Genomic DNA, 17,804 nt, shown 5'->3' on the forward strand with positions numbered 1-17,804 from the left:
ATCATCCGCTTGCCGCGGCTTTCGCGGCTTGCCTTTCGAACGGGTTGCTGGCTCCGGCGAGAGACGATAGCGATAGCCTGGAGCAAGAAAAGTCATCACGCTTTTGGGAACCCGGCGTAGATCATGGCTCGTTCGCCGCAAGCCGCTCCCGTGATAGGAAACCCCGTCCAAACCGGCACCCTAATCTGGGCACAAATCATAGTTGGGCCAAAGGCGGCTCTCGCAGCAGGCAGGTAGCGCGTGCAGAGCGACAATAGCGATGAATCTGCACTGGCATTCGGACCATTCCGACTGCTGCCGAAAGCGCGACTGCTCGAAAAGGACGGCAATCCCGTACATATCGGAGGCCGCGCGCTCGACATCCTGATCTTCCTTGCCGAACGCGCCGGCGAGGTCGTCGGCAAACGGGAATTGGTGTCGCGGGTGTGGGCCGATGTGAACGTCGACGAAGGCAGCCTCCGCTTCCACGTCAGCGCGCTGCGCAAGGTGCTCGGCGACAGCGCGTCCGGCGCGAGATATGTCGTGAACGTTCCTGGCCGCGGCTATTGCTTCACCGCGCCGATCGTGCGTACGGAGACCGAGCCTGCCGCAACGCCGGCCGGTAGCCCTCTCCTTCCGGCGCAAATTGCCAGGATGATCGGGCGCACTGAAACGATCGAGAAGATTGCAGCCGAGCTCGCACGCCACCGTCTGGTCACGGTGGTCGGACCGGGCGGCATCGGCAAGACCACCGTCGCCCTGGCGGTGGGGCACCGTCAGCTTGGCGCTTTCGCCGGAATGGTCAGGTTCGTCGATTTCGGCTCGCTGCGGGACAAGCGCCTGGTGCCGAGCGCGCTGGCATCGGCATTGGGGCTTTCGGTCTCCTCCGACAATCCGCTGCCGAGCATGCTGGCGTTTCTGCGCGAGAAACGCATGCTGTTGATCTTCGACAGTTGCGAGCATCTCTTGGAAAGCCTGGCGATGCTCGCGGAAAGCATCATCCGCGAGGCGCCGGAGGTTTCCATCCTGGCAACCAGCCGCGAATCGCTGCGCGCCGAAGGCGAGCAGGTGCATCGGCTGTTTCCGCTGGATTGCCCGCCGGAGCGCGCCGCCATCACGGCCCCCGACGTGCTGGCTTATCCCGCGGCGCAATTGTTTGTCGAACGCATCGCCGCGAGCCTCGGCGGGTTCGAGCTCGGTGATGCCGAGGCGCCGCTGGTGGCGGAAATCTGCCGCAAGCTCGATGGCATTGCGCTGGCGATCGAGCTCGCCGCCGGTCGCGTCAACGCCTACGGAATTCAGGGCATCGCCACGCTGCTCAACAGTCGCTTCTCGCTGTTGTGGCAGGGCCGGCGCACCGCGGTGCCCAGGCATCAGACGCTGAGCGCGGCGCTGGGCTGGAGCTACGAGCTATTAACGCCTGCCGAAAGCGTTACGCTGCGCAGGCTGTCAGTGTTTGTCGGCAGCTTTACGCTGGAAGCCGCCCTTGCGGTGGCGTCCGACGATGGGACCGACGAAGCCGAGGCGGTCGAGGCGATCGCAAACCTGGTGGCGAAGTCGCTGATCTCGCTGCCGTCAACGGCTCAGCCGGTGCGCTATCGGCTGCTCGACACCACGCGCGCCTTCGCCGCGGAGAAGCTTGCGGAAAGCGGCGAAGCCGCAAGGATATCGCGCAACCACGCGATCTATTTCCGCGATCTCCTTGCGGGCATCGCGGCGAGAGCAGCAGCATTCTCGACCAGCGACAGCTTCACTCCCTATGCCGATCATCTTGCCAATGTCCGCGCTGCCCTCGATTGGAGCTTCTCCGACCAGGGCGACCGCGCGATCGGGATCGGGCTTGCCGCGGCGGCCGCCCAATTCTTCCTCCAGCTTTCGCTGCTGACGGAATGCCATCGCTGGGCGCGACAGGCGCTGGCGGGATTTGATCCGCAAATTGCCGACCCGCGTCAGGAGATGGAGCTTCAGGCCGCGCTTGGCGTGTCCTTGATGTTCACGCAAGGCAACACCGAAGAAGTCCATACGGCCTTCACCCGCAGCCTGGAACTGGCAGAGTCCCACAACGACCTGCACTGGCAGCTATGGCTGCTGCGGGAGCTTCACATCTATCTCACCCGGATCGGCGATTATCGTGGCGCGCTGGTGATGGGCGAGCGCGGCGCGGTGGTTGCGAGGACATTGAACGATGCCGGCGCCATCCGTACCGCGGAGTGGATGCTCGGGGTCGCCAACCACCTGATCGGGAATCAGAACGACGCGGTCTTGCAGTGCGAGAGCGCTACGACCCATGATCCGTCTCGCCTGCAGATCAACATGCAGCGGCTCGGATATGATGACCGGATCGTGGCACTGGTAGCCCTTGCACGGAGCCTCTGGCTGACGGGGCACCCCGATCGCGCCATCGCGGCGGCGAGATATGCGGTCAGCGAGGCCGAGCGCACACAGCAGCCGCTCACGATCGGCATTGGCCTGATATGGTCGATCTACGTGTTTCTCTGGTTCGGCGATTGGGACGATACCGACAAGCTGATCGAGCGTCTCATCAATCATGCGGCCACGCATTTTCTCGGGCCCTACCAGGCCGTGGGACTCGGACTGAAGGGCGAACTGCTGGTCCGCCGCGGAGAGCCCAAGATCGGCATCGAGCTGCTCCGCCAGGGCGCCGGAACATTACGGCAGACGCGGCACAAGATCCTGAGCACGGTGTTCGCGGCAGCGCTCGCCGAAGGCCTGGTGCAGGTGCGGCAATACGAGGAGGCACTCGGCATCATCGACGAGGCGATCGCGCAGCGCGACAGCGCCGGACAGTCGTTCGACCTGCCGGAGATGCTCCGCGTCAAGGGACACGTCCTGGCGTCCTCGGCCCGTCCATCCGAGGCCGAAACCTATCTGATGCAGTCGCTCAAGCTGTCCCACGAGCAAGGTGCGCTCGGATGGGAATTGCGGGCGGCCGCCACCTTGGGACGGCTCTGGCACGAACAGGGCGATGCAGCAAAGGCTCACGCGCTGATCGCTCCGCTTTATGCACGATACAGTGAAGGCCTCGGCAGCGCCGATCTCAGGTCCGTAAAACTACTGCTCGATGAGCTGGTTTCGCGCATCTAACAACATCTAACGCGCAAATTCGCTCGTGCTGGGCCATGCTCTCTGTACGATCTTGGGGCTGGTCGAAGACGGGATTTGCGAATGGCATTGCTTGATGACGCCCTCGATGCCTGCGGTGGGCTGGAACGATGGCGTCGGTTGAAGAGATTCACCGTCCACCTTTCCATCGATGGCGCGCTGTTCTCCCGCATCGGCAATGCAGGGCGGCTCAAGGACATGGTCATGGAAGGTTCGACCGAGGTCCAGACGCTGCAATTCACCGGCTTCACCGCCCCCGACAGATGCGGCCTGTACCAGCCCGACTGGGTTGCCATCCAGAGCCTGCAAGGCGAGATCCTGCGATCATGCCGCGACCCGCAGACGGCATTTTCGGATCACCACGACGAGATGCCGTGGGACGATCTGCGCCTGGCCTATTTTTGCGGCCTCTCGCTCTGGAACTGTCTGACGACCCCATTTCTGCTCGCGCAACCGGAAATTGAGACCGAAGAACTGCCTCCCTGGAACACCGGCAGCCAGATCTGGCGGCGTCTCCGCGCGATATTTCCACCGACCATCGTTACGCATTCCCGGGAGCAGATCTTCTACTTCGATGACGATGGGCTTCAGCGGCGATTGGACTACCAGGCGGCGGGCGTGGCAATCGCGCACCTGACCTGGGCGCATCAGAAGTTCAACGAAATCGTCATCCCCACGCTCCGGCGCTGCCTGTCGCGTCAGCCCGATGGCACTCTGGTTACGAAGCCCGCGCTGATCGACATCGAGATCTTCGACGCGTCATTCGAGTAGCAGCTAACGAGCGGCGTCGACCATCCCGTTGTGCGCGATCACTCCTTGCCCTGAACGAAGAGCTGAATCAGGGCAACGAGGACATCTGGCGCATCCTCCTGGCTGAAGTGGCCGGCATTGGGCAGCTTGATGATGGGCCGGTCCGGCCATATTCCCCTGAAGTCGGCGATTTGGACCGCCGGCGAGATAGCTCTGTCCTTCATACCAACGGCGAGCATTGCTGGCTTTGACTTCAGATTGTCGACGAGTGGAAAGCCTTCAACGACGTATGGAGCAATCCGACCGAGCAGCACATCGAGCGGGAACTCGATCGCTCCGATGCAGTCCTCTTTTGCTGGAAAGGCCGAACCGTAGGCCGCGAGCCATTCGGAATTCACTGCCGACAGATTCTCAAGACCAATGATCTTCATGATGCTGAGAATGTTGACGTCCAGGTGTCCCAACACCTCGCCAAGTGTGCCGGCTTCGTAATGCTTGCGGACAAACTGAAACCAGGGCGTCAGCGCATCGAACTCCGCGTTGCCATAGCCCGCCAATGTGTTGAGGAGGAACAAGCGCTTGACGCGGTCGGGGTGTCGCAGTGTGAAGGCCGAACCGATCGGTCCGCCCCAATCCTGCATGACCAGGGTGATGTTCCTCAGATCGATCGTTTCGATGAGGTTCGTAAGGTTGTCGACATGGGCTTTCAGCGAATACTCGCGATCGCGAGGGGTCTCGCTTTTGCCGAAGCCCATGTGATCGGGAACGATGACCCTGTGCGTCGCAGAAAGCGGCGGAATAAAGTGTCGATATAGATAGCCCCAGGTCGGTTCACCATGCAGACAAACGATGGGATCGCCGTCGCCCTCGTCGACATAATGCATACGAAAGCCGTTCCCGTCAAAATAGTGCGGCGCAAAGGGCCAGGTTGCACCAAACGTCTCGGCTGCAGGAATCGTCATTCGCCGAATCTCCTCGTGCGCGGGGTGTCAGTTGCAATTGTGTGCGTCATATAAATGCCTCATCGAATGTTCGCTACCAACGACGAACCGTCGTAATGCCCGCATGACGATAATCTTTGCGTGAGAAGCCACGCGTCGGCGACCGAAAATATTCGGTTCCGATTGAATCAGAACCGAATATCCAGATGGGTAGTCAGCCAGGCGCGAACGCCGTCTAGCGTCCGGAAGTCCTCCAGGGATCGCGTCGCGACGTCATGATAGGCGCCAGCCACCATCTCGCTCAGCGCCCCGCCCGGCCCGAGTTCCAAGAACACCGTCGCTTCGCTCTCGATGCAGGCCTGCAGGCAATCGGCCCATTGCACCGTCTGCGAGATCTGGGCCGCCAGCTTGTCGAGACCGGCTTTGACATCGATGACGGCCGCAGCGTCAATTCCGCTCAGGAGCCGGGTGCCGGCGGCTGGCAATGCCGTCACGGCAGCATGGCTTAACCTGTCGCGGAATTCCGTCGACGCCTTGGCAAGCCGCGGGGTGTGGGAGGCAACTTCCACCGGTACGTCGACGACCCTGGCCGCATTCATCGCTTTCGCGTCATCGGCGAGCGCGTTCAATGTTGCGCGGCTTCCGCCCAGGATGAAGGCATCGCCCGGATTGACGATGGCGACGGCGGCATCGTGCCGTTCGCACAAGGTGTCGATGGCATCGCGTGGAAGGCCGCGAACGAAGACCATTCCGTCACCGGGCCGCGTGGCGGCGTCCATCGCTTCCGCGCGGCGGGCCACCAGGTCGAGCGTATCTGTCATGCTCGTAAGGCCTGCGACGCCCCAGGCCGCCACCTCGCCAACGCTGTAGCCGGCAACGATGAGGCGGTCCGGCATCTGGTCGCGCAGCACAGACGCTGCGGCCAGCGCCTGCAGCGTGCAGAGGATCTGGCCGATGCGGTTGCGGTGCAGCACTTCCGCGCTCTCGCTACGGACGATCTCACGCGGATCCCGGCCGCCGAGCAGCGTCGCCGCATGGGCAAACAGGCTGGCGGCCTCCGGCGCATCGCCGGTCAGGGCGAACATATCGCGATGCTGCCGTCCTTGCCCGGAGCAGAGGATTGCGAGACTCATAGCCAGCCCAGCATCACGAAGAACACCGGCGCCAGCGCGAGCAGGATCGCATTGGACATCAGCGACAGGACCTCTCGTGGGCGTCGACGAAGAGGGTCATGGCCAACAAATCGGCCGATCCGCCGGGGCTGAGCCGACGCACGATGAAGCTATCGTGGATGGCGCGGGCGCGCTCCCGCCAATCCGGCGCACCTACGCCGCCCTGGCCGAGAAACTGCCGCGCCACGCGGCGCGCAAACAAGAGGCCGTCCAGCCCGCCGCGATGCAGCAGATTGGTGTCCTCGACCGCGGCGATCAATGCGAAGCATGCTTCGACCCGCGCGGCCTCGGCGTCATCGGCAGCAACGAGAGCTCCCCTGTGCAAGGCCGGCAGGCCGACGTGGTAGACGCTTGGAAATCCCTTGGCCGCTTCCACGCGCGCGCCACCGGCACCGAAGCGACGACGGGCTTTCATGCCATGGCTGTGGAGCAGCACAGGTCCACCGAGGATGCTGCTGCCCCAGAGGCACGTCACGGTTGCTCCGAGCGACAAAGCGGGATCGACCTGCCCGTTGCTCCTTGCTCCGGCCGCCGCGCACAGCAGTCCGAGGCCGAAGATGGCGCCGCGATGGGTGTTGATGCCCGAGGTCGCCGCAAACATCGCCGCCTCGGCCTCGAGACCGATGATCCTCAGTTGCTCCATCGCGCAGCCGCCGGCGCCGGCTTCCGCCAACGCAGCGAAATACGGGCCTATGGTTTCAGCACTGACGCGCAGTGTCTCGGCATCCATATCCTCGTGACTGCCGCGATCGACATGGCTCACGAGGCCGGGCTTCGGCCATGTCTCCACTTCCAGCAGCAGGCAATCCACGGCGCTTGCCGCGATTGCCGCCGCATTGGGCGCGCACGGCGCCTTCACCTGTGGAAGAGGTGCCCGCTGCTGCGCGCTCCATGCCAGAGCCAGCGTCATGACGGCATCTCCCCGGCGAGGAAGAGACTCGTATCGAGCAAGGCGACGCTATCGATGGTCTTGACCAGGACCCGGTCCGCATCCGCGTGCAACTCCCGCCAGTTCACAGCGGCGCCGTCGTCGCGGACCAGTTCGCCATCGAGCCGCATCGGCGCTCGCGCCTCGATCTCGGCAATACTAGCGACGAGACCTTCAACATCCGTGTCGCGCCCAATGCGCAGCAGCAGATCGAGATCAGAGCGATCGGTCAGATAATCCAGTCCAGTCAACACCCGCCAGGCAAGGCTGCCGAACACCCTTGCGTCCACCGCATGAAGCGAAGCGAGTTCATCGAGACGTTCGAGCGTCGGCCGCCACGCGGGCGGCGCCTTCCGAGCGGCCGCTCCCAACGAGGGCGGCGGCGCGATCGAGATCACGTCTTCGGCCTGCATCAGGAAGGAAAGCCGCCGCTTGCCGGCAAAAGGCGGCAATGGCAGGCCCACCGCCACGCCGTGACGCTCGCAAGGCGTGGCACGCCGGCCGATCAACGGCCAGCCGTTCTCGACCCATAGCGCGACCAGCGGATCGGCCGCCAGATCGCTCCGCGCAGCGAGCGCCGTGCACCAGCTCTCGGGGCGGACAAAGATCAGGTCATGGCGCCTCATCGGTCCCTCAGCGGGTTTGCATGGTGAGCTCACGAACGCGCTCCGCGATATCGGCGGCCTTCACGCGGCCACCGCGTTCCTTGCCGAGCGCGTCGCGCCGGTCGCGCGCATCGGACATGTTGCGCAGCAGTTTTTCCAGTTGATCGGCCAGCGAGATCTTGTCGTCCCAGGTGACATGCACGGCCCCGAGCTGAACCAGATTTTGCAGGCCGGGAGCGAACACCGGCGTGGACTTGGCTTTCTGCTCGAGCACCTCGATCGGCAATTTCGTCACCTTGGACATCGACGGCAGATCCATCACCGCCGGATCTGCGCCCGGCAATCCCACCAGCACGCGGGTCGCAAGCGCGGTGGCGAGGAAGGCTCCCGCCGCCGAATGGCCATACAGCAGCCCGATCGTAGGCCGGCCCTCGATATCCGCATGGATGAGCGACTTGGCGAGATGAGCCAGGAACTCGTTCAATCCCAGAAGCTCATCGCGCTTGCTCATGCGCTGGCTGTCGCTGTCGACGACGACCAGAATCGGGCCGCTTCCATTCTTGATCGAACCGAGAACGGCGCTCGAGAGCCTGATCGCCTCGTCGACACCGAGCGCGGTTCTATCAGCGACACCGATGACCAGGGCGCGATCGCCGGATCGCAGCGTGCCGGACCCGAGCAGAACGCCACCATCGTTCTTCACGTCATGGCCGTCGGGAAACATCGAGGCGAGAATCCTATCGAGCGTCACGGGCAATCCTCCGGAGCTTGTCGGCAAGTTCGATGAACTGATCGGCTGGCAACGCTGGAACGGACGCAGCGTCCGGAACGCCTTCCGCCGCCCAGATCTCGACCGCATCCCGGCAGGCGCCAAAGCGTTGCAATCGATCTTCAAGGCGCGATTGCTCGGCATTCAACGTGTCGATGCCAAAGCCCGCGGTGGTCTCAAGCAATTCGAGGGCGGCTTCACGAAAGGCTTGCACGGTGTCGTCGGCAAAGAGTTCGGCGCCGCCGATCAGCCGCCGGTGCTTGCCGCCCATTGTGCGCCAGACCAGGGCACGGTCGCGCGAGTCGAACTCTTCCACGCCGCGATTGGTCTCGATGACCTCAGGACCGGAGACGGCGATACGTCCCTGCTCGGACACCGCGAGCGCCGAGCAGCAGCCCGCGATCAATCCACCGCCGCCATAACATCCAGAACGGCCGCCGATCAGCCCGATCACCTTCACGCCTGCGGTCCGCACCTCGATCACCGCGCGCATGATCTCGGCAATCGCGAGCTCGCCCGCATTGGCCTCTTGCAGGCGGACGCCGCCAGTGTCGAGCAGGATCAATACCGGGATCGATTTCATCTCCTTCGCCGCGCGCAGCAATCCCGTCAGCTTGGCGCCGTGGACCTCGCCGAAAGCGCCGCCCATGAAGCGGCCTTCCTGCGCCGCAATGAACACCGGCGATCCTGCAAGCTGCCCGTGGCCGACGATGATGCCGTCGTCGAACTGCTCGGGAAGGTCGAACAGTTTCAGATGCGGGCTGACCTCGCGCTGCTCGGGGCCGATGAATTCGACAAAGCTTCCGGGATCAAGCAATAGCCGGATCCGCGCCCGCGCTGATGCCTCGTAGAAGCTCGTCGCTCGCGCCCGCTCCACCGATGGCTTTTCCAGATCCGCGACGCTCATTGCTCGTCCTCCGCCATCAGCCGGACAGCCTGGGCGAGACGCAGCGACACGGTGTCAGGTCGCGCGCCGCCGTCGTTGATGGAGAATTTGAGCCCGCCGGGCGAGTAGCGCTCGACGAAGTCGGCGACCACGGCGTCCCATACCTCGCCAAAGCCTTCGGCCGCGGTCTTGATCTCCAGCCGGCATTCCGTTTCCGGCAGCACGCGCTCCGCCAGCACTTCCAGATTGCCTGAAGCCACCACGCCGATGATGGCCATTTGCCTGGTCCCGCCGGCACGGCTACGTGCCTGATGGTGAAAGCTCAGATCTTCCATTGCGGCTATCCTCTCACCAGTTGCGGAATTGCGAGGGCGGCGCGTAGAGCCCGCCCGACCACCGCACGAGATCCTTGATCGAGCGCGCCGCCAGCATGCTGCGGTCGGCGTCGAGCGGATCGATGCCGAGATCCTCCGGCCGACGGATCACACCGCGCTCGCGCAAATGCTGCACCATTTTCTTGTCCCTGTTACGGCCGACATCGGTGTAGCCGGCGACGCCGCGGATCGCCTGTTCGCGCTCATTCGCGTCACGGCACAGCAGGAGATTGGCGACGCCCTCCTCCGTGACAATATGTGTAACGTCGTCGCCATAGATCATCACCGGGGCGAGATCGAGCTTGAGCTTCTCGGCGAGCGCGAGCGCGTCGAGCTTCTCGACGAACAGCGGCGCGTTCTTCTCGCCAAAGGTCTCGCCGATCTGCACCACCAGCTTGCGGCCGCGGCGGAGCAGCGCCGAGCCGTCGGGATCGGCCTCGCGGCCGGCCTGCAGCCAGGGTGTGCTCGGATGGCGCCGCCCGCGGGCATCGGCGCCCATGTTCGGCGCGCCGCCGAAGCCCGCGATGCGCGATGTGGTGACGGTGGAGGAATTGCCCCGCAGATCGATCTGCAAGGTCGAGCCGATGAACATGTCGCAGGCATAGAGGCCGGCGGTCTGGCAGAAGGCGCGGTTAGAGCGCAGCGAGCCGTCTGGCCCGGTGAAGAAGACGTCGGATCGGGCGCGGATATAGTCGTCCATGCCGACCTCCGAGCCGAAGCAATGGATCTGCTCGACCCAGCCCGATTCGATCGCGGGGATCAGCGCGGGATGGGGATTGAGGGCGAAATGGCTTGCGACCTTGCCTTTCAATCCCAGCCGCTCGCCATAGGTCGGCAACAACAGCTCGATCGCGGCGGTGGAGAAGCCGATGCCGTGATTCAGCCGCTGCACGCCATAGGGCGCGTAGATCGCCTTGATCGCCAGCATCGCAGTCAGGATCTGTCCTTCGGTGATGGCGCCGGGATCGCGCGTGAACAACGGCTCGACGAAGAACGGCTTGTCGGCCTCGACCACGAACTGCACGCGGTCGGCCGGGATATCGACGCGCGGCACCTTGTCGACGATCTCGTTGACCTGGGCGATGACGACGCCATTCTTGAAGGCTGTGGCCTCGACCACCGTCGGCGTGTCCTCGGTGTTCGGCCCGGTATAGAGGTTTCCGTCGCGGTCGGCGCTGACGGCGGCGATCAGCGCAACCTGCGGCGTGAGGTCGATGAAATAGCGGGCGAACAATTCGAGATAGGTATGGACGGCGCCGAGCTCGATCTTGCCGCCGAACAGCATGCGCGCGATGCGCGCCGACTGCGGCCCGGAATAGGCATAATCGAGCCTCTTTGCGACGCCGCGGTCGAACAGGTCGAGATGTTCCGGCAGCACGATGCCGGACTGCACCATATGCAGGCCGTTCACCTTGGCGAGGTCGACGGCAAGCAGCGCGCGACAAAGCAAGTCCGCCTGCTTCTGGTTATCGCCCTCGAGGCACACCCGGTCGCCCGGCCGTATCACCGCTTCCATCAGGCGGGTGGCGTCGCGTGCTTCGACGATCTTACCCTTCGCCAGTTTCGCGCCGGCCTCGATGCGGGCATCGCGTGCTTGCCGGCCTTGCTGCCAATTCCTCATTCGCCATGCTCCTGGATCCGGCATTCCCTAACGATATGCGTCGGACCCGATTGGATCACTGAGGCGCTCCGGCGGGCATGTGTGAGAACCCTGTCCCGCCGGAGCCCCATGCGTCATTCGCAACCTTCTTGTCACCGCGCGACCAACTTTTCAGCGTTGCGAGCAGCTTCTGTGATCACGGCCGCCACTTCCTTCGGATGGGATTCGTAGACGGAGTGGCTGGCGCCCTTGATCTCGGTGGTGTGGCTCTTTGCGCGGGCGTAGTACCAGCGCTCGAGATCGGGATTGATGATCTGGTCGCTCTCGGCGACGATGCCCCAGCTTGGCTTGGTCTTCCAGGCAGCCGCGGTCAGCGGCGTGGTGAAGACCTGAGCCGCGGCCAATACCTGGGAGCGCGCGGAAAATTCCGCCCGCTCGCGCGACAGGTCGGGTGCGAAGAGCTTGGGAAAATCCGGCGGGTTGAGATAGGTGTATTGATCCGGCGTCTTCTTGATCGCGCCTTCCGTCTTGGCCAGCACGCTCGGCATCTTCTTGCCAAGCGCGCCTTCATCCTCGCCGACGTCGGGCGCATGCGCGGCGACGTAGACGAGACCGATCACCTTCGGATGAACGCCGGCCTCCGTGATGATCGAACCGCCATAGCTATGGCCGACGAGCAGCGTCGGGCCGTCCTGCAAGTCGAGGATTCGCTTCGCCGCCGTCACGTCATCGGCGAACGAGGTTTCCGGCTCCTGCACCATGGTGACATGGAATCCTTCTTTGGTGAGGATTTCATACACGGGCTTCCAGCCCGATGCGTCCACCCAGGCGCCGTGCACCAGCACGATGTTCTTGAGCGGCTCGGCACGCGCCGGGATAACTGTCGAAACGAGCGAAAGAGCGGCCGCAAAGGCGAGGCGGGCTTTGAGGTGTTTCATGTCCGAAGACTCCAGGTTGCGCGGCAATACATAGAGTCAGGAACTGCCTCGCGTATTTCTACAAGGACGGATGATTTCGACTTCGCACGCCGCCGAATGATATTGCCCCCATGATCCACTCACACTGTCCGCGGGCCGTCACTATTCTAAGCGCATCGCCAGATGGCCTGACGCCTTTCTCCATATGGTTCACGAACATGCCCAAACACAGTTCCACTCGAGTCCTCGGATTGGCTGCAGCGGCAGCCGCTGTCGGAATGTTGTTTCCGTCGTTCGGCCAGACGCAGGAGTTGCAGCGCGATAAGGTAGCAGGCGAAGCAGCACCGGCGCTGGTCGTCGAGCTGCGGCTGCATAGCGGCATGCGTCAACGCCTACTGTACATATCACCGCCCAAGCCGCTCGCCGCAATCGTGATGCTGCCCGGCGGCGGCGGGAATATCGGTATCGAAAGCAATGGTGATGTCAGGCATGGCGACAATTTTGTCGTCCGCTCGCGCGAGCTGTGGGTGCAGCGCGGATATGCCGTGGTGATTCCGGACACGACCGCACACGCCAATCTGCGGCGCGATCGCAGCACTCCGGAATACGGCCGGATCGTTGTCGAGCTCGCCGACTTCGCGCGGTCACAAGCCGGCGTTCCCGTGTTCCTGCTCGGCACCAGCCAAGGCTCGATCGCCGCGGTGAATGGCGCCGCCCACGCGCCGGGGGGAGACGTTTCGGGCCTGGTCCTCACGGAATCCGTGTCCAGGATGGGCAAGAGCGGTGAAACGGTCTTCAGCGCGGAACCGGAGAACGTGCGCGTGCCGGTTCTCATCGTCGCGAACAGGAGCGACCGATGCAACGTGGCAGCGCCCGGCGACGCGCCACGCATCGCTGCGGCGATGAGCCACTCGCCCGAGGTCCAGGTCCGATTCGTCAGTGGCGGAATTAGCCGGTCGCGGCGCGCTTGCGGATCCTTGTCGCCTCACGGCTATTACGGAATCGAAACCCGCGTGGTCGATCTCATTGCCCGCTGGATCAGCGAGCATCGCTGATCCAGCTCTAACGACGTGCAGCCAGTTCTCTGCGGCTCTCGACCTGGTTAGCCTCATCGTGGATCGGCACCGGCGCCATCGCCGCGAACACGCCGTCATGCCGGACCAGCGCGTGGAACAGCGCGGCGGCAACATGCATCAGGATCAGCGCAAAGAATGCGAAGGCCAGATAGAAATGCGCATTCCACAACAGCGTACGCAGGCTGTCGCTCTGCGGCAGGATCGCGGGAAGGTAGATGCCGCCGTAGAGCTCAACAGGATAGGCCGATGCCGACAGCATGGCCCAGCCGAGCAGCGGCATGCCGATCATGAGAGCATAGAGCGCATAATGCGACAATTCGGCAGCGAGCTTCATCGGCTCGGGCAGGTCGGCCGGCAGCGGCGGCGCGCCGTAATAGAAACGCGTGACCAGGCGGATCAGCGCCAGCACCAGGATGATGCTGCCGAGCGTCTTGTGGATCGAGACCAGCGGCACGTATTTCGGCATGATCGTGGATACCATGCCGACGCCAATGAAGAGCATCGTCAGGATGCAGACTGCCATGACCCAGTGCAGCACGCGCTGAAGGGGAGAGAAGTGGTGGCGGATAGCGTTCATGGCTTCGGGCCCGTTACGGTTCGTGGATAATCCTTGGCCTCCGCCGTGCGGAGATCGTACGACTTGGCGTAGACCGATGAGCGGGCCGCCGGGAACGGATCGTCCGAGGTGCGCATGCCCGGCGGCAGCACGGTCGGATCGAAGTTGATGTCGCGGCAAGGACCATCCGCCTCGGCCTCGATCCGCTGCACGACCAGCGTGCCGACCTCGATGGTGCGACGATCCTCCGGCCAGGCCTTGGTCGGATCCGCGGTGGGATCACCTGGGTTGGCGACGGTCACCGTCATGGTCCAACGCTGCGGGCCAGAGCGAACCCGCTGCGTGATCTCCTGTTCAAGGAAGTCAGGATCAAGCTTCTTGAGATCATCCTGTGTCACCGGAACCACTTGCGCCTGCGGCAGCAACGACCATCGCACCGCGTGATCGGCGCCGGAACTGTCGGTGAAGACGAAACTGTTGAGACCGTTGAAGCGATCCTCGGCATAGCTGCCGGTCCAGGGCGCATTCTTGGCCCACGCGCCGAACGGCGCAAACTCCGGATGCGCTTCGGCAAACATCTTCATCGCGTTGGGGTCCTTGCTGCCCGCTGCGACCAGGAGTTCGTGAAAGCCTTCCGGCGTGGAGGCTGCAAAGACCGGCGCATTGATCATCGCCATGCGCCATTCCTGGCCATTCGGCGGCATGATCCGCAATCCCAGGCCGCGCACGCGGACCGATGCATCCGCGGCATCCGGATTGGGCGTGCCCAGATTGAAGCGTCCCAGCGCCGCATACTGGCCGGCGGCAAGGACCGAAGCGCGTGAGATCGCCGCGCCATTGCCGTTGGATTCGAAAACGCCGGTGAAGCAGATGCCCTTGGCGTGATTGCGGCGGTAACCAAGCGCCGGGCCGCTGGGGGGCGCCAGCGCCTCCAACATCTTCCACGGCGTCAGGCGCTCCGGCGAAAGCCATCCCGCAGTGTAGGCGAAGGCGGCCGCGCTGCCGGCGATGACGACGCCGATCAGCACGAGTGATCCCAGCACGGAACGTGCGGGAGATGGACGCGGCTCGGGCATTCAGACCTCACGATGACGATGGATAATTCTGTCCTGTAGCCACCACTATCCCTCCGGAGCATCGGAGGGTCTTCCCGAACCTGCCAAGACTCTTTCAAAATCGCACGGCCGGCAGCCGCGACGCGCCCACGCCGGAGGGGATTGTCCATGCGCCGCCCCCGTCCTAACCTGCCCGAAAAAACAGGTGGAAACGCAATGGCACGGATCAAGACTATCGAGACCGGGCTCTACCGGATTCCGCTGTCGGTCACGCTGTCCGACAGCACGCACGGCGAAATCAACGCGTTCGAGCTTATCACGGTTCGCGCACGCGATTCCGACGGCGCGGAGGGCATAGGCTACACTTACACGGTCGGCCGCAATGGCGGCGCCATCGCCGACATCCTCCGCCGTGAGGTTCCCGAATTGATCGAGGGCCGCGAGGCCGACGATACCGAAGCGCTGTGGCACCACGTCTGGTGGCGCCTGCATTATGGCGGGCGCGGTGGCCCCACCGTGCTTGCGCTCTCGGCGCTGGACATCGCCCTTTGGGACTTGAAGGCGCGGCGCGCCGCGCTGCCGCTCTGGCGGCTGCTCGGCGGGTTCGATCAGCGCGTCCCCTGCTATGCCGGCGGCATCGACCTCGATCTGTCAGTCGAGGCCCTGCTGAAGCAGACCGACGACAATCTGGGCAAGGGCTTTCGCGCCATCAAAATGAAGGTCGGCCGGCCCGATCTCGGCGCCGACGTCGCGCGCGTGCAGGCGATGCGCAAGCATCTCGGCGACGGCTTTCCGTTGATGGCCGACGCCAACATGAAATGGACGGTGGAGGAAGCCATCCGCGCCGCGCGGGCGCTGCAGCCCTTTGATCTCACCTGGCTCGAAGAGCCGATCATTCCCGACGACGTCGCCGGCCACGCCCGGATCCTCGCCGCAGGCGGCGTGCCGATCGCGGCGGGAGAAAACTTGCGCACGCTCTGGGAGTTCAAGAACTATATCGCCAATGGGGCGGTCTCCTATCCGGAGCCTGATGTCACCAATTGCGGCGGCGTGACCTCCTTCATGAAGATTGCGCGGCTTGCCGAAGCCTTCAATCTTCCCGTCACCAGTCACGGCGCGCACGACATCACGGTGCACCTGCTCGCGGCCTGCCCGAACCGTTCCTATCTCGAGGCGCACGGCTTTGGCCTCGATCGCTATATCGAGCATCCGCTCGTGCTCGAAGATGGCATGGCGCTGGCGCCGACCCGTGCCGGCCACGGCGTCAATTTCGACTGGAAGGGACTGGAACGACTGGCAGCATGAGCTGGCCGCGCTGGACGCCGCGCTCCCTCTCCCGCTTGCGGGAAAGGGCCCGGGTGAGGGTATCTCCACGATGGGATTGTCAGTGGGGAGAGAGCCCCCACCGTCGCTATCGTGATAACGGACCGAGACCATCCGGACAGCGTGGACGGCAAGGAAGTGGCATGACGCGAACGATCCAATGGCAGTACGGAAGTGATGAAGTCACGCTCGGTCTCGATGAGGCCGGCCACGGTGCCTCCGTCGTCCTTCTGCCGGCCCTGAGCTCGATCTCGACACGCCAAGAGATGCGCCCTCTGCTTGATCGGCTCGCTTTCCGTTTCCATGTCACAGCCGTCGACTGGCCCGGCTTTGGCGACCTGGCACGGCCATCCGCAAACTGGTCGCCGGATATGCTCTCTGCATTTCTCGACTGGTTCCTGACCGAGATCACCTCACCGCCTCACACGATCGTCGCAGCCGGGCATGCGGCAACCTACGCGCTGCACCAGGCGGCCAACCATCGCGGCACGATCGAACGTCTCGTATTGATCGCGCCGACCTGGCGCGGGCCATTGCCGACCATGATGGGTGGTGAGCGCCCCTGGTTCTCCCGCATTCGCGCGGCGATCGATCAGCCTCTGATCGGCCCGCCGCTCTACCGGCTGAATGTCAGCCGCTTCGTGATCTCGAAGATGGCGCGCGGGCATGTGTACAGCAATCCCGATTGGCTCACCGGCGATCGCCTCGCCGCGAAGCTTGCCGTCACGCGAGCGGAAGGCGCCCGCCACGGTTCGGTGCGTTTCGTCACCGGCGCCCTCGACCGCGTCGACAATCGCGCGGCGTTCCTCGATCTCGTGCGTCGCGCGGATATTCCGATCCTTGTCATCTACGGCGCCGAGACGCCGCCGAAATCGCGCGCGGAGATCGAGGCCCTCACCGGGCTCCCGAACGTCCAGGTCAAGCAACTGCCAAAGGGCAAGCTCGCCGTCCACGAGGAACTGCCGGATCACGTTGCCGACGAAATTCTGGCGATGATGTCGGCGTGATTTGGGCCATCATCCCCGCCACTGTTTGACGATTGAACCACAGCTTTCCCCATGTCGTCCCGGGCTTGACCCGGGACCTATAACCACAGGCAGGCATGGTGCGCAAAGCTAAGGCCGCTTGCTCGCCCCACAACAAACGCTTGTGGTTATGGGTCCCGGCTCAAGGCCGGGACGACGGCGAGAGTGCTGTTGAGAGCAGGCCCACACCGGTTCCAGCAGATCGTCTGTCAAGGGCGATCGGCTGCCATTGTGCCTGTGCAAGCCGTGCGCTTTCGGAGTAGGTTTGAGGCACGCAACGGCCTTGCAAATTCTACTGGAGGCGGAACGACAAATGCCGACAAAAGATCCGGTCAACTGGATGTTGTCTGAAGCGATCGAATCGCTCGCGCGCGCCGAACGGCTGCATCGAAAATTGTTCAGCCTGCAGCCGGCCGGTCCGCGCGAACCCAGTTGGGAGCCTCCGATCGACGTGCTGGAGACCGATCGGGAGCTGTTGATCTTCGTGGCGCTGCCCGGCGTCGATCCCGATCAGGTGGTGGCGATCATCGAGAACGGCGTGCTGATCATCAAAGGGCACCGGATATTGCCCGCGGAGCTCCGCGATGCGCTGATCCACCGGCTCGAGCTGCCGCAAGGCGGGTTCGAGCGCCGCATTGCGTTGCCGGCCGGACGCTACGCCGTGAGCCGGACCGCCTCGAATGGATGCGTCGTGTTGCGCCTGTCGAAATCCGTGTGAGAATTCA

Annotated in this window: 17 protein-coding genes; 6 read left to right on the top strand and 11 right to left on the bottom strand. The window is 63.9% G+C overall.

Going from position 1 to position 17,804, the window contains the following annotated elements:
* Nucleotides 1–240 precede the first annotated feature (240 nt).
* Entirely contained in the window at nucleotides 241–3,084 is a 2,844-nt protein-coding gene (locus tag OZ411_RS28390; RefSeq protein WP_282530610.1) for a winged helix-turn-helix domain-containing protein, read from the top strand.
* 81 nt (nucleotides 3,085–3,165) lie between these two features.
* A complete protein-coding gene (locus OZ411_RS28395) occupies nucleotides 3,166–3,873 on the top strand; it encodes a hypothetical protein (RefSeq protein ID WP_282530611.1) in 708 nt (235 codons plus the stop codon).
* 38 nt (nucleotides 3,874–3,911) lie between these two features.
* Here the strand turns inward: OZ411_RS28395 and OZ411_RS28400 are convergent, their stop codons facing one another.
* From OZ411_RS28400 to OZ411_RS28440, 9 genes are all read right to left on the bottom strand, one after another.
* Nucleotides 3,912–4,814 carry an alpha/beta fold hydrolase gene (locus OZ411_RS28400; RefSeq protein ID WP_282530612.1) on the bottom strand — a complete coding sequence of 301 codons (903 nt, stop codon included), beginning with the start codon at nucleotides 4,812–4,814 and terminating at the stop codon, nucleotides 3,912–3,914.
* A 167-nt stretch (nucleotides 4,815–4,981) separates the two neighbouring features.
* Nucleotides 4,982–5,926 (bottom strand): malonate decarboxylase subunit epsilon, encoded by a 945-nt coding sequence (locus OZ411_RS28405; RefSeq protein ID WP_282530613.1) that lies wholly within the window; start codon nucleotides 5,924–5,926, stop codon nucleotides 4,982–4,984.
* 58 nt (nucleotides 5,927–5,984) lie between these two features.
* Nucleotides 5,985–6,875 (bottom strand): triphosphoribosyl-dephospho-CoA synthase MdcB, encoded by an 891-nt coding sequence (mdcB, locus tag OZ411_RS28410; RefSeq protein ID WP_282530614.1) that lies wholly within the window; start codon nucleotides 6,873–6,875, stop codon nucleotides 5,985–5,987.
* Nucleotides 6,872–7,552 carry a malonate decarboxylase holo-[acyl-carrier-protein] synthase gene (mdcG, locus tag OZ411_RS28415; RefSeq protein WP_349017045.1) on the bottom strand — a complete coding sequence of 227 codons (681 nt, stop codon included), beginning with the start codon at nucleotides 7,550–7,552 and terminating at the stop codon, nucleotides 6,872–6,874. The genes mdcB and mdcG overlap by 4 nt, the downstream gene beginning before the upstream one ends.
* A complete protein-coding gene (gene mdcE, locus OZ411_RS28420; protein WP_282530616.1) occupies nucleotides 7,527–8,249 on the bottom strand; it encodes a biotin-independent malonate decarboxylase subunit gamma in 723 nt (240 codons plus the stop codon). Before mdcE ends, mdcG begins: the two co-directional genes overlap by 26 nt.
* Nucleotides 8,236–9,174: a biotin-independent malonate decarboxylase subunit beta gene (locus OZ411_RS28425; RefSeq protein ID WP_282530617.1), complete on the bottom strand. Its 939-nt coding sequence runs from the start codon at nucleotides 9,172–9,174 to the stop codon at nucleotides 8,236–8,238. Before OZ411_RS28425 ends, mdcE begins: the two co-directional genes overlap by 14 nt.
* Nucleotides 9,171–9,488: a malonate decarboxylase acyl carrier protein gene (mdcC, locus tag OZ411_RS28430; protein ID WP_130579060.1), complete on the bottom strand. Its 318-nt coding sequence runs from the start codon at nucleotides 9,486–9,488 to the stop codon at nucleotides 9,171–9,173. The genes OZ411_RS28425 and mdcC overlap by 4 nt, the downstream gene beginning before the upstream one ends.
* Before the next feature lie 13 nt (nucleotides 9,489–9,501).
* On the bottom strand, nucleotides 9,502–11,148 hold the full coding sequence (mdcA, locus tag OZ411_RS28435; protein WP_282530618.1) for a malonate decarboxylase subunit alpha: 1,647 nt from the start codon (nucleotides 11,146–11,148) through the stop codon (nucleotides 9,502–9,504).
* Nucleotides 11,149–11,279: 131 nt separating this feature from the next.
* Nucleotides 11,280–12,065 (bottom strand): alpha/beta hydrolase, encoded by a 786-nt coding sequence (locus OZ411_RS28440; RefSeq protein WP_282530619.1) that lies wholly within the window; start codon nucleotides 12,063–12,065, stop codon nucleotides 11,280–11,282.
* A gap of 230 nt (nucleotides 12,066–12,295) precedes the next feature.
* On the opposite strand from OZ411_RS28440, the gene OZ411_RS28445 reads away from it, so the two are divergent.
* Complete coding sequence (locus tag OZ411_RS28445; RefSeq protein WP_282530620.1) at nucleotides 12,296–13,099, top strand: alpha/beta fold hydrolase; 804 nt, start codon at nucleotides 12,296–12,298, stop codon at nucleotides 13,097–13,099.
* Nucleotides 13,100–13,106: 7 nt separating this feature from the next.
* Here OZ411_RS28445 and OZ411_RS28450 read toward each other — a convergent pair whose 3' ends face one another.
* Together OZ411_RS28450 and OZ411_RS28455 are read right to left on the bottom strand one after the other, a co-directional pair.
* Nucleotides 13,107–13,697 (bottom strand): cytochrome b, encoded by a 591-nt coding sequence (locus OZ411_RS28450; RefSeq protein WP_282530621.1) that lies wholly within the window; start codon nucleotides 13,695–13,697, stop codon nucleotides 13,107–13,109.
* Nucleotides 13,694–14,752, bottom strand: coding sequence for a catalase family peroxidase (locus OZ411_RS28455; protein ID WP_282530622.1), 1,059 nt, complete (start codon nucleotides 14,750–14,752; stop codon nucleotides 13,694–13,696). Before OZ411_RS28455 ends, OZ411_RS28450 begins: the two co-directional genes overlap by 4 nt.
* A gap of 195 nt (nucleotides 14,753–14,947) precedes the next feature.
* Here OZ411_RS28455 and OZ411_RS28460 point away from each other — a divergent pair, with 195 nt between their 5' ends.
* The 3 genes from OZ411_RS28460 (at nucleotide 14,948) to OZ411_RS28470 (ending at nucleotide 17,797) form a co-directional block, all read left to right on the top strand.
* Nucleotides 14,948–16,036, top strand: coding sequence for a mandelate racemase/muconate lactonizing enzyme family protein (locus tag OZ411_RS28460; RefSeq protein ID WP_282530623.1), 1,089 nt, complete (start codon nucleotides 14,948–14,950; stop codon nucleotides 16,034–16,036).
* A gap of 161 nt (nucleotides 16,037–16,197) precedes the next feature.
* On the top strand, nucleotides 16,198–17,061 hold the full coding sequence (locus OZ411_RS28465) for an alpha/beta hydrolase (RefSeq protein ID WP_282530624.1): 864 nt from the start codon (nucleotides 16,198–16,200) through the stop codon (nucleotides 17,059–17,061).
* A gap of 331 nt (nucleotides 17,062–17,392) precedes the next feature.
* A complete protein-coding gene (locus tag OZ411_RS28470) occupies nucleotides 17,393–17,797 on the top strand; it encodes an Hsp20/alpha crystallin family protein (RefSeq protein WP_282530625.1) in 405 nt (134 codons plus the stop codon).
* Nucleotides 17,798–17,804 lie beyond the last annotated feature (7 nt).

Source organism: Bradyrhizobium sp. Arg237L (assembly GCF_029990105.1).
Classification (GTDB): domain Bacteria; phylum Pseudomonadota; class Alphaproteobacteria; order Rhizobiales; family Xanthobacteraceae; genus Bradyrhizobium.